Origin of the sequence: Rhodococcus sp. ACPA1 (genome assembly GCF_002300195.1) — a bacterium.
Classification (GTDB): domain Bacteria; phylum Actinomycetota; class Actinomycetes; order Mycobacteriales; family Mycobacteriaceae; genus Rhodococcus_F; species Rhodococcus_F opacus.
The window spans coordinates 541730-553543 of record NZ_NSDX01000001.1 but is presented as its reverse complement, the minus strand read 5'-3'; the positions used below and the strand labels follow the sequence as shown (position 1 = coordinate 553543).

At 68.3% G+C, this 11814-nt stretch carries 12 protein-coding genes; 4 read left to right on the top strand and 8 right to left on the bottom strand.

Translation table 11 applies throughout. The features are described from left to right. The first annotated feature begins 11 nt into the window (after positions 1–11). The 3 genes from CJ177_RS02440 to CJ177_RS02430 all read left to right on the top strand — a co-directional run bounded on the left by CJ177_RS02440 (position 12) and on the right by CJ177_RS02430 (position 3216). Positions 12–1475, top strand: coding sequence for a catalase (locus CJ177_RS02440; protein ID WP_005238953.1), 1464 nt, complete (start codon positions 12–14; stop codon positions 1473–1475). 115 nt (positions 1476–1590) lie between these two features. Continuing rightward, a complete protein-coding gene (locus CJ177_RS02435; protein WP_095867441.1) occupies positions 1591–2322 on the top strand; it encodes a flavodoxin family protein in 732 nt (243 codons plus the stop codon). A gap of 24 nt (positions 2323–2346) precedes the next feature. After that, complete coding sequence (locus tag CJ177_RS02430; RefSeq protein WP_095867206.1) at positions 2347–3216, top strand: class II glutamine amidotransferase; 870 nt, start codon at positions 2347–2349, stop codon at positions 3214–3216. A gap of 10 nt (positions 3217–3226) precedes the next feature. Here the strand turns inward: CJ177_RS02430 and CJ177_RS02425 are convergent, their stop codons facing one another. Further along, complete coding sequence (locus CJ177_RS02425; protein ID WP_061700284.1) at positions 3227–4276, bottom strand: ferredoxin--NADP reductase; 1050 nt, start codon at positions 4274–4276, stop codon at positions 3227–3229. A gap of 131 nt (positions 4277–4407) precedes the next feature. Further along, entirely contained in the window at positions 4408–5169 is a 762-nt protein-coding gene (locus tag CJ177_RS02420; protein WP_095867205.1) for an SDR family NAD(P)-dependent oxidoreductase, read from the bottom strand. A gap of 120 nt (positions 5170–5289) precedes the next feature. Here CJ177_RS02420 and CJ177_RS02415 point away from each other — a divergent pair, with 120 nt between their 5' ends. Beyond that, a complete protein-coding gene (locus CJ177_RS02415) occupies positions 5290–6063 on the top strand; it encodes an SDR family oxidoreductase (RefSeq protein ID WP_095867204.1) in 774 nt (257 codons plus the stop codon). 76 nt (positions 6064–6139) lie between these two features. On the opposite strand, the gene CJ177_RS02410 is transcribed toward CJ177_RS02415, so the two are convergent. From CJ177_RS02410 to CJ177_RS02385, 6 genes are read right to left on the bottom strand one after another with little or no spacing between them, the layout of a single operon-like run. Further along, positions 6140–6952, bottom strand: a complete 813-nt coding sequence (locus CJ177_RS02410; protein WP_005238945.1) for a MaoC/PaaZ C-terminal domain-containing protein — start codon at positions 6950–6952, stop codon at positions 6140–6142. Positions 6953–6954: 2 nt separating this feature from the next. Beyond that, the gene (locus CJ177_RS02405) at positions 6955–8133 is read right to left on the bottom strand and encodes a lipid-transfer protein (protein WP_061041447.1); all 1179 of its coding nucleotides are present in this window, start codon (positions 8131–8133) and stop codon (positions 6955–6957) included. Next, complete coding sequence (locus tag CJ177_RS02400; protein WP_095867203.1) at positions 8130–8564, bottom strand: MaoC family dehydratase; 435 nt, start codon at positions 8562–8564, stop codon at positions 8130–8132. Before CJ177_RS02400 ends, CJ177_RS02405 begins: the two co-directional genes overlap by 4 nt. Continuing rightward, positions 8561–9673 carry an acyl-CoA dehydrogenase family protein gene (locus tag CJ177_RS02395; protein ID WP_095867202.1) on the bottom strand — a complete coding sequence of 371 codons (1113 nt, stop codon included), beginning with the start codon at positions 9671–9673 and terminating at the stop codon, positions 8561–8563. The genes CJ177_RS02400 and CJ177_RS02395 overlap by 4 nt, the downstream gene beginning before the upstream one ends. Further along, positions 9673–10611 (bottom strand): bifunctional MaoC family dehydratase N-terminal/OB-fold nucleic acid binding domain-containing protein, encoded by a 939-nt coding sequence (locus tag CJ177_RS02390; protein ID WP_095867201.1) that lies wholly within the window; start codon positions 10609–10611, stop codon positions 9673–9675. The genes CJ177_RS02395 and CJ177_RS02390 overlap by 1 nt, the downstream gene beginning before the upstream one ends. Continuing rightward, a complete protein-coding gene (locus tag CJ177_RS02385) occupies positions 10608–11774 on the bottom strand; it encodes an acyl-CoA dehydrogenase family protein (RefSeq protein WP_095867200.1) in 1167 nt (388 codons plus the stop codon). The genes CJ177_RS02390 and CJ177_RS02385 overlap by 4 nt, the downstream gene beginning before the upstream one ends. Positions 11775–11814 lie beyond the last annotated feature (40 nt).

Below are 11814 nucleotides of genomic sequence, written 5' to 3'. Positions count from 1 at the left end.
AGGGATCCACTGTGAGCCGAGAGACCACTGCGAACACGGGCGACAAGCTCACCACGGCCGTAGGCGCACCCGTCCCCGACAACCAGAACGTCGTGACCGCCGGGCCCCGCGGGCCGCAGTTGCTGCAGGACGTCTGGTTCCTCGAGAAGCTCGCACATTTCGACCGCGAGGTCATTCCGGAACGCCGCATGCACGCCAAGGGTTCCGGTGCGTACGGAACGTTCACGGTCACGAACGACATCACTCGGTACACCAGCGCGAAGATCTTCTCCGAGGTCGGCAAGAAGACCGACCTGTTCGCCCGCTTCTCCACCGTCGCCGGTGAGCGCGGCGCCGCCGACGCCGAGCGCGACATCCGCGGCTTCGCGGTCAAGTTCTACACCGAGGAAGGCAACTGGGATCTCGTCGGCAACAACACCCCGGTCTTCTTCTTCCGCGACCCGCTGAAGTTCCCCGACCTCAACCACGCCGTCAAGCGTGACCCCCGCACGAATCTGCGCAGCCCCGACAACAATTGGGACTTCTGGACGTCGCTGCCCGAGTCGCTGCACCAGGTCACCATCGTCATGAGTGACCGCGGTATCCCCTCGTCGTACCGGCACATGCACGGATTCGGTTCGCACACGTTCAGTTTCATCAACGCCGAGGGCGAACGCTTCTGGGTGAAGTTCCACCACCGCGTGCAGCAGGGAGTCGAGAACCTCACCGACGCCGAGGCCGAGGCCCTGGTCGGCGCCGACCGCGAGAGCCACCAGCGGGATCTCTTCGACGCCATCGAGGCCGGCAATTTCCCGAAGTGGAAGCTGTGCGTGCAGATCATGCCCGAGGCCGACGCCGACACGGTCCCCTACCACCCGTTCGACCTGACGAAGGTGTGGCCGAAAGCCGACTACCCGCTCATCGAGGTCGGCGAATGGGAACTCAACCGAAACCCCGACAACTACTTCGCCGAGGTCGAGCAGGCCGCGTTCAACCCGGCGCACGTCGTGCCCGGCATCAGCTTCTCCCCGGACAAGATGCTCCAGGGCCGGTTGTTCTCCTACGGTGACGCGCAGCGCTACCGCCTCGGTGTGAACAACTACCAGATCCCGGTCAACGCGGCCCGTTGCCCGGTGAGCAACTTCCACCGCGACGGTGCCATGCGGGTCGACGGCAACAACGGTGGCACCCTGCACTACGAGCCGAACAGCTACGGCAAGTGGCAGGAGCAGAGCCGGTACCGCGATCCCGCGCAGGGTGTGGGCGCGTTCGCCGACCGGTTCAACTTCCGCGAGGACGACGACGACTACTTCTCGCAGCCGCGCGTGTTGTTCAACAACATGAGCGACGAGCAGAAGCAAGTGTTGTTCGAGAACACCGCGCGCGCCATCAACGGCGCGTCGCAGCAGGTCGTGCAGCGGCACATCGACAACTGCACGCAATGCGATCCCGCCTACGGCGAGGGCGTCGCGAAGGCGATCTCCGCGCTGGGCTGAGAACACCCGGGTTCGCCCGGTCCGGGATCGTCCCGGACCGGGCGGACTCTTCTGCCACGAACAGGGTCCGCCGCGGCATATCGTGGACTTCCGGACTCTTTTCGTGGGAGGACTGATGACCGATCCGTCGCCGCAGGACGGGACACCCCGTTTCAGCGGTCTGTGTGCCCTGTTCGTCAACTGCACCCTGAAGCGGTCTCCCGAGGTGAGCAACACCCAGGGGCTGATCGACCGCAGCGTCGGCCTGATGGAGAAGGAAGGCGTCGCGGTCGACCAGATCCGGGCGGTGGACCACGACATCGCGACCGGCGTCTATCCGGACATGACCGAGCACGGGTGGCCGAGCGACGAATGGCCCGAGCTGTTTCAGCGGGTGCTGGACGCCGACATCCTGGTCCTGGCCGGTCCGATCTGGCTCGGCGACAACGGTTCCGTCACGAAGCAGGTGATCGAGCGACTGTACGGTTGCTCGTCGATTCTCAACGACAACGGCCAGTACGCGTACTACGGGCGGGCCGGAGGTTGTCTGATCACCGGCAACGAGGACGGGGTCAAGCACTGCGCGATGAACATCCTCTACAGCCTCCAGCATCTCGGTTACGTGATCCCACCGCAGGCAGACGCCGGATGGATCGGTGAGGCCGGCCCGGGCCCGTCGTATCTCGACGAAGGGTCGGGCGGCCCGGAGAACGATTTCACCAACCGCAACACCACGTTCATGACGTACAACCTCATGCACGTCGCCGCGATGTTGAAGAAGGCCGGCGGGTTCCCCGCGTACGGAAATCAACGTTCGGAGTGGGACGCGGGTTGCCGCCCCGACTTCGCCAACCCGGACTACCGCTGATCCGTCCCACTCGAGAGGGAAGTCATGTGCCGATTGTTCGGGTTGTCCGCCGCTCCTCATCGCGTCCGCGCGTCGTTCTGGCTGCTGGACGCCCCGGACAGCCTCGCGCAGCAGAGTCACCGCGAGCCGGACGGCACCGGACTCGGCACGTTCGCGGAGGACGGAACTCCGATCGTGGAGAAGCAACCGCTCGCCGCATACGAGGACAAGGAGTTCGCGCAGGAGGCGAAGCATCGCTCTTCGGCCACGTTCGTCGCGCACATCCGTTTCGCGACCACGGGTGAACTGCTTCCCCAGAACACCCATCCGTTCGCCCAGGACGGTCGCGTGTTCGCCCACAACGGCGTGGTCGAGGACCTGCCGAAGCTCGAGGCGGAACTGGGCTCCGATCTCGCGCTCGTTCACGGCGACACCGACTCGGAACGCGTCTTCGCTCTCGTGACCAGTCACATCGGCAGGAACGGCGGCGACGTCACGGCCGGCATCACCTCGGCCGCCCGATGGCTGGCCGACAACGTGCCGATCTACGCGCTCAACATCCTGCTGACCACACCCGGCGAATTGTGGGCGCTCCGGTACCCGGACACCCACGACCTGCTGTTCCTCGAGCGGCGCGCGGGCGGTCCGAGCGGTGGTCGCCACCTCCAGCACGCGAGCACTCCCGGCCGGATCCGTGCCAGGTCCGAGCATCTCGCCGAGTATCCGGCGGTGGTCCTCGCCAGCGAGCAGATGGACGAGGACCCCGGCTGGATGCCGCTGCAGTCGGGCGAACTGCTCCACGTCGACCGCGACCTCGGCGTCACTCGTGAAGTGATCGTCGATCGGCCCCCGCGCTACCCGATCCGTCTGGCCGATCTGGGCGCCCGCGCCGCGGCATCGCAGACGGAGAAATAGCCGACTCCGGTCAGAACTCCACCCGCACGTGCTCGGAGACGGGACGCGCCTGGCACGCGAGGATGTAGCCGCTCGCAAGGTCTTCGGGATCGAGGATCGACGTGTTCTCCATGTCCACCTCGCCCTCCACCACCGTGCATGCGCAGGAACCACATTCGCCTTCGCGGCAGGAGTACGGGACGTCGAGTCCCTTCGAGAGCATCACGTCGACGAGCGTCGCGGTTCGTGGCCAGCTCAGGTTGTGCGCTTCGCCGTCGAGTTGCACCTCCACCGTCGACGCCTCCCCCGTGTCCGGCAGTGAGTCGACGACGACGTCGGCGAACGGATCGCCGGAGAGCGACGTGAACACCTCGGCGTGCACGCGGTCGCGCGGCGTCCCCGCGAGCGCGAGCGCCTCGTGGATCGCGTCCATGAAGGGTCGCGGTCCGCACAGGTAGGCCCGGTGGTTCCGGAACCGGTCCGACAGAGTGGCCAACTGCCGCGGCGTCGGCAGACCCTGCACGCTCTCGAGCCAGTGCACGACGGTCAGCCGGTCGTCGTGGCGGGCCGCGAGCTCCCGCAACTCCCCGGCGAAAATGATCGACTTCTCGTCCCGATTGGCGTAGACGAGAACGACTTTCCCGTCGCCCTCGCTGAGCGCCGACTTGAGAATCGACATCACCGGGGTGATTCCGCTGCCCGCGGCGAACAGGATCAGGTCTTCGTCCAGGCTGGCCGGTGTGAACACCCCGGCGGGCGGCAGAACCTCGATCCGGTCTCCGACGCCGACGTTGTCGCACAGCCAGTGTGAGCCGTAGCCGCCTGCGGTGCGTTTGATCGTCACCTTCGGCAGGGCGTCGGTGAACGGCGAACTGGCCAGGGAGTAACACCGGGCGACGGATCCGGTCCGGTCGCTCGGGATACGCAGGGTCAGGAACTGTCCGGGCTTGTAGGCGAATTCGTGCCGGCGCTCGTCGGGGACGTCGAACACCAGCGACCGGGCGTCGGACGTCTCCTCCACGACAGCGGCCACGGTGACCACTACTGATCGCGAACTGCGTGGTGTTTCAACGGTCGTCATCGCGATGGTGCCCTCTCGCTACGGTAATTCGATCCTGCCGAAACTAGTGCAGATCGAGCGCGCCGGCCCCTGGCCTTCCCGCTGTGCGGGACCCGGATGCCCGCCGTCAGCCCCAACGAGACTGCCCGCCGTCAGCCCCAACGGGACTGCCCGCCGTCCAGGGGAATGGTGGCCCCGGTGAGGTAGCCGGCGTCCTCGCTCACGAGGAACACGACGGCGCGTCCGATGTCGGTTTCGGCGTCGCCGACCCGTCCGAGCGGGATGCCCGCCACGAACTCCGCCGCCTCGTCCGGGTTCCTGTCCATCCATCGCTCGAGCGCCGGACTCTTGGCGTGCGGGGCGACGGACAGCACCCGGATGCCGTCCCGGCCCCACTCGCACGCCGCCGACCTGGTCAGCGAACGCATTCCCTCCTTGATCGAACCGTAGGCACCGTAGTTGCTCGCGTCCCACCGCACGGCCGCCGACGTGACGAGGTTGACGATCACGCCGCCGCCGCGCGCCTTCATGTGCGGGTGGCACGACTGCATCATCCGCAGCGTCGCGAGCGGTCCCGTCGCGAACGACCGCTCGTACTCCTCGTCGATCACCGACAGGATCGGTCCCGGTGTGCAGTCGTTGGCGTTGTTGACCAGGATGTCGACGCCGCCGAACACGTCCACGGTCCGCTCGACGGCGGACGCGATGTCCGCACGCCTGCTGACGTCGCACACCACTGGTTCGCTGCGTGCACCGAGTTCGGTGAGCCGCTCGCACGTGCCGTGCAGTTTCGATTCGGTCCGGCCGGCGACGGCGATCGCCGCGCCCTCCCGGGCGAGGGCCAGGGCGATTCCCTGCCCGATCCCCTGCCCCGCACCGGTGATCAGCGCGACCTTGCCGTCGAGTTTGCCCATGTCCACTCCCGTTCCCCTACTATCGAACCAAGCATTTGCTTGTTTTCGGTCTTCGTGCCGATTCACCCGATCCCATTCGAGCGCCAGGAATTCCGCGCTCCCTCACTCCGAAGGTCTCCCGTGACAATCCCCCATCCTCTCGATTTCAGTGGCCGCACCATCGTCGTGACCGGCGGAACCAAGGGCATCGGTTTCGTCGTCGCCGAATCGTTTCTCGCCGCGGGTGCGAACGTGCTCGTGTGCGGCCGGAGCGCACCGGACACCCTGCCCGCGCACGGTGATCGCACCGCCGCGTTCCGCGCGACCGACGTCCGCGACCACGCCGACGCCGCCGCCCTGATCGATGAGGCCGTCGCGCGGTACGGCCGCCTCGACGTCCTCGTCAACAATGCGGGTGGTTCGCCCGATGCCGACGCGGCCACCGTCTCGCCGCGCTTCGTCGAGAAGATCGTCGCGCTGAATCTGCTGGCGCCCTTCACCGTCGCCCAGGCCGCCAATGCGGTGATGCAGCAGCAGTCCGACGGCGGTGCCATCGTCAACATAGGCAGCGTCTCCGCCCACGATCCGCAACCCGGCACCGCCGCGTACAGCGCCGCGAAGGCCGGGTTGCTGGTTCTGACGAAAGCGCTTGCGCTCGAATGGGCTCCGAAGGTGCGGATCAATCACATCACCACCGGTCTCATCCGCACCGAGAGCGCGGCCTCCGTCTACGGCGAGGACGGCGGCGCCGCCGTCACCCGGACCCTGCCGATGGGGCGGATGGCGGTGCCGTCCGACATCGCGGACGCCTGCCTGTACCTGGCGAGCGCGCAGGCGTCGTACGTGAACGGCGCCGATCTCGCCGTCCACGGCGGCGGCGAGTATCCCGCGCGGTATCTCGCCACCCACTGCTGACCTCCGCGCCGAATGTCGCATCGGTTCAGTTGAACTGCACCGGTGTGACATTCGGCGACGGCGGGCGACCGTGCTGTCAGCCGAACGCGGCGCGGGCCCCGGCGATCACCGGGCGGTCGTCCTCGACGAGTTCGAACGACGCATCACCCGCATCACCCCAGGCCCGCAACGTCGGCGCGTCGCCCGGGTAGACCGGTGCGGCGAATCGTCCCTCCAGCCGGACGAGGTCGGCCGGGTGGACGTCCAGCGCTCGGGCGAGTTCCAGCGTGCTCGCGGCGAGCGTGCACAGGCCGTGCATGATCGGCCGGGGCTGTCCGATCCGCTCGGCCGCCGCCGGGTCGATGTGGATGTGGTGCCGGTCGCCGGTCAGCCGGTACAGCGCCGCCTGGTTCCCCGCGGTCCGCAGAACAGCGTCCACGGCCGGTTCACCCTCGGGCCGAGACGGTTTCGCGGGACCTCGATCGCCGCCGAAACCGCCGGCGCCGGGCGCGAACAGCGACCAGGTGGCGACGAAGAACTCGGACTCGACGCGCACGTCGAACACGGCGGCCGAGCCCTTGTCCCACACCTCGCCGACCGACGCCGACAACGCGATCTCGCCGCGACGGGGAAGCGGCGCGAGCACCGTCAGTTCCTGCGATCCGTGCAGCGCCGTCTTCGTGTCGAACGCGCCCCGCGACCCCAGTTCGTCAGGCGCCCATTGGGCGAGGGTGAGAGCGAACGTGGGCAGCACCCGCAGATGCTCCTCGAAGACGAGGTCCAATTCGGTGGCCCGCGCACCCACCGACAGTGCGTACAGGATGGCGTCGCGCTCGTCGTAACTCACGGTGCGGGTGCCGAGGTCCTCGCCTCGCCACGCTCCTGCCGTCGTGCGTTCGGTTGTCGTCATGATCAGTCCTCTCTACCCAGGATCAGGCCGCTGGTGGGCACGGCGGTGCCCGCGGTCACCAGCACGTTGCCGATGCCGTCCGGTTGTGTCGTCGACGTTCCGCGGATCAGGCGAACTGCCTCGGCGATGCCGTTGACGCCGTGCAGGTAGGCCTCGCCGATCTGGCCGCCGTGGGTGTTCGCCGGGAGTCGGCCGCCGACCTCGAGATTGCCGTCCCGGATGAAGTCCTTCGCCTCGCCGGGATCGCAGAAACCCAGTTCCTCCAGTTGCGGGAGGACGAGCGGGGTGAAGTGGTCGTAGAGGATCGCCGCCGAGATGTTGTCGGGCGCGAGACCGCTCTGCCCGTAGAGTTGCCTGCCCACGAGGCCCATTTCGGGTATTCCGGTGATGTCGGGCCGGTAGTAGCTGGCCATCATGTGCTGGTCCTTGCCGGAGCCCTGCGCGGCTGCCTTGACGATCGCCGGGGTGGTGCGGAGGTCCTTGGCGCGTTCGGCGGAGACGACGACGAGGGCCTGGCCTCCGTCGGTTTCCTGGCAGCAGTCCAGCAGGTGCAGCGGTTCGGCGATCCACCGCGACTTCTGGTGGTCGTCGAGGGTGATGGGCCGCCCGTGGAACCAGGCGGCCGGGTTGTCGGCGGCGTGCTTGCGTGCGACGACCGCGACCCGGCCGAAGTCCTCACTCGTGGCGCCGTACCGATGCATGTACCGGCGGGCGAACATCGCCACCCACTGGGCCGGCGTCGACAGTCCCTGCGGGGTCAGCCAGGCGTACGCCGCCCGGTCCGCGGTGCTGTCCATCGGGCGGTCGTGCTGCCCGAGTCCGTAACGCACACCGGACCGTTCGTTGAAGGCGCGGTAGCAGACGACGACGTCGGCGATGCCCGTCGCCACGGCCATCGCCGCCTGCTGGACGGTGGCGCACGCGGCGCCGCCGCCGTACCCGATGCGGGAGAAGAACTTCAGCTCGCCGATGCCCGTGTTGCGGGCGACGAGCACCTCCCCGTTGGTCTCGGCGGTGTACGTGGACAGTCCGTCGACCTCGGACGGGTCGATGCCCGCGTCGACGAGTGCGGCGACGATCGCCTCGCACGCCAGTTGCAGTTCGCTTCGTCCCGAGTGCTTGGAGAATTCGGTGGCGCCGATGCCGACGATGGCGGCGGCGCCCGACAGGGGGCTGGTCACAGGTCTCCTCGTGCAGGCCAGGCGACGACGACGGTGCCGGTGGCGTGATCACCGAGGCTGTTCGCGCCGCGGACCTTCACGGTCACCAGGCCGTCGTCCTTCGTGATCACCTCACCGGTCAGGGTCATCACGTCGCCGGGGTAGTTGGGGGCACCGAGCCGCACCGCGATCCGGCGCAGCGACGCGTGCGCGCCCGCCCAGTCGGTGACGAACCGTCCCACCAGCCCGTTGGTGGTGAGGATGTTCATGAACACATCCTTCGACCCTCTCGCCACCGCGAGTGCCGGGTCGTGGTGGACGTCCTGGAAGTCGCGGGTGGCGAGGGCGGTGGCGACGATCAGGGTGCGGGTCAGGGGGATCGTCAGCTCCGGCAGGTTCTCGCCGACGGCGACGTCCCCGTAGCCGCGGGCGGTGTCGACGGTTGCGGTCATGCGACCACCTCGACGCCAGCCGCCAGCTGCGCACCCAGACGTGCCAGGTCGGAACTCGCGCCGCCGAGAGTGGCGGCGAGTTGCTTCCCCCACAGCAGGTGCCGGTGCACCGGGTAGTCGGTGTCGACTCCGATTCCGCCGTGCACGTGCTGGGTGCGGTGAACCACGCGCTGACCGCCGTCGGTGGCCCACCACTTGGCCACCAGCACCGCGGTTCCCGGATCCTCGCCGTTCGCGAGGAGCCAGACGGCCTGCCACAGTGCGACGCGCATGGCCTCGAGGTCGATGTAGCAGTCCGCGAGCTGATGGGTCACGGCCTGGAACGTCGCGAGCGGGCGGCCGAACTGGGTGCGGCCGTTGAGATACGTGACGGCCTGACGCACCGCGCCTTCCCCCACACCCAGTTGCAGGGCGGCGACCGCCAGTTCCGCTCGTTCGAGTAGCCAACGCACCGCGGTACCGTCCGCCGGGCCGACCGGTTCCGCGGGGGCCGCGTCGAACGTGACGTTCGCGCAGATCGCGCGGGTGGTCGACTCCGCCTGCTGCGCAGTCACGCCCGCGGCCGACGGGTGCACCAGGAACAGCGCCGGACCGGTGTCGGTGTTCGCGGAGACGAGGAGGCGTTCGGCGACGTGCGCCGCCGGGACCGCGGCCTTGACGCCGTGCACCTGCCACCGGCCGTCCACCTCGCGTGCCGTCGTCGCCGGTTCGCCCGCGACGTACGGTCCGAACTCCTCGGGTCCGACGGTGAGGATCAGGCTGCCGTCGGCCGCCGCGGGGACCAGCGCGTCTCGTTGGTCGGGTGTCCCGAACTCGGTGATCGCGAGTGCGCCGAGCATGTGTGGCCACAGCGGAACCGGCGCCACGGTCCGGCCCTGCTCCTCGAGGAGGACGTACAGTTCGGCGAGTCCCATGCCGCCGCCGCCGAGGTTCTCGGGCAGGGCGATGCCGAGCAGCCCGGTGCCGGCCAGTTCGCGCCACAGTTCCCGGTCGATCCGGTCGGCGCTCGACTCGACGTCCTTGATCCGCTCGGGTCGCGACCTGGCGGCGAACACGTCCGCGGCCAGTCGGCGGACCGCTTCCTGTTCCTCGCTGAATGTGAAGTCCATCAGTGTTCCTCCGATGCTGCGGGCCGGAATGCGGGAAGTGTGAGTTCCGGGTCTGCGTCGATCCAGTCCAGTTCCACGGGCATTCCGATGTGCACGTGTTCGGGTTCGACACCTGTCATGTTGGCGATCAGGCGGGTGCCCTCCTCGAGTTCGATCACCGCGACGATCAGTGGGTAGTCGAAGGCGTCGATCTTCGGGTGGTGGTTGACGACGAACGTGTAGACGGTGCCCCGCCCCGACGCGTCGACGGTGTCCCATTCGGTGGAGCGGCACTCCCCGCACATCGGTCCGGTCGGGTGCCGCAGCACACCGCAGGTGACGCACCGCTGGATGACGAGGCGGTGCTCGCGGGCGGCCGCGAACCAGAAGGCGTTGTCGTCGTCGAGTGCAGGCCGCGGACGCACGGCGCGCGGTGCCGGGCGTTCGGCGGGCCGGAAGCGCAGGGTCCGCCACCGCTGGGTGCCGACGATCGCACCGTCGCCGTTGCGGTACGTCTTGAGGGTGGTGACGAAATGTCCGGCGCCGAGACCTGTGTGTTTCTCCGCCGATACCGACTCGACCACCTCGGTCGTGTTCACCCGGTCGCCGGGGCGCAGTTCTGCGAAGAACTCCTGATCGGAATCGGTGGCGACGACGGACGTGAATCCCGCCTCGTCGAGCGTGTCGATCAGCTCCGTCCACACAGCCGACGGGTCGGCGCCGGACATCTTGTCGGCGAACGTGCGCATCGTCCACACCTGCAGCATCTGGGCCGGCGCCACGGCGCCGTCGCGGCCGGTGGCGCGTGCCGAGTGTTCGTCGAGGTAGACGGGGCTCGTGTCGCCCATCGACTCGACCCAGTGCCGGATCATCGGCATGTTCACGGGATCGGGACCCCAGGTGGCGTGGACGATCGTCCGTCCCTCGAATGCGCGCAGCCGGGCGAGGAGTTCGCTCATTTCACCCTCTTCTCACGGACGAGTCCGAGGCCGAGGGTGCCCACCATGTCGCGGAGCACCTCGTTGACGCCGCCGCCGAACGTGTTGACCACGCTCTGCCGGGAGATCTGTTCGATCTGACCGGCGAGGATCGCGCCCGGTGAGGCCGGACGCAGCCGCCCGGCGGCGCCGAGGATCCCGAGCAGCGTGCGATAAACCTCGACATGGGTTTCGGTGCCGTACGTCTTGGTGGCACCGGCGTCCGCCCCAGACAACGCATCCCGCGCTACGGCCGCGGTCATCTTCCAGTTCAACAGTCGCATCGCCTCGAGCTTCGCGTGAGTGCGCGCGAAATCCGTCTGCACCCACGGGATGTCGAGGGCACCGGTCTCCCGGGCCCAGTCGAGGACCTGGTGCCACAGCCCGAGCGTGCGTCCGCCGAGCGCGGCGAGCCCGATGCGTTCGTGGTTGAGTTGCGCGGTGATCAGCTGCCACCCGCCGTGGACGTCGCCCACGACGTCCTGATCGCCGACCCGGATCCCGCTGTAGTACGTCGACGTGACGGTCAGCCCTCCCACGGTGTGGATCGGCGACCAGCTGAAGCCGGGATCGTCGGTGGGAACGATGAGGATCGAGATGCCCTTGTGCTTGGGTGCATTTGCATCGGTGCGGCACGCCAGCCACACGTAGTCGGCCGTGTTGGCGCCACTGGTGAAGACCTTGTTGCCGTCGACAACCCAGGTGTCCCCGTCGCGCACGGCCCGGGTCTGCAGGGACGCGAGGTCGGTGCCGGCCTCCGGTTCGGTGTAGCCGATGGCGAAGACGATGTCGCCGGCGAGGATGCCGGGGAGGAACCGCGCCTTCTGCTCCTCGGTGCCGTACTTCATCAGGGTGGGGCCGACGGTGTTGACGGTGACGAACGGGAACGGCAACCCGGCCCTCTGCACCTCGTCGAAGAACACGAACTGGTCTTCGATCGACCGTCCCTGCCCGCCGTATTCCACGGGCCATCCGATACCCAGCCAGCCGTCCTTGCCCAGCAGTCGCACGATGTCGCGAAAATGCTCGCCGCCGACACCCTCCTCACCCGCGACGCGCCGCTTCTCTTCCGGCAGCAGCGCCGCGAAGTAGGCGCGCAGCTCCCGCCGGAGTTCCCGCTGCGCGGGCGATTCCCTCAGATCCATCGGCGTTCTCCTCAAACGTGTGCGTGGCTGTCGCCACGTG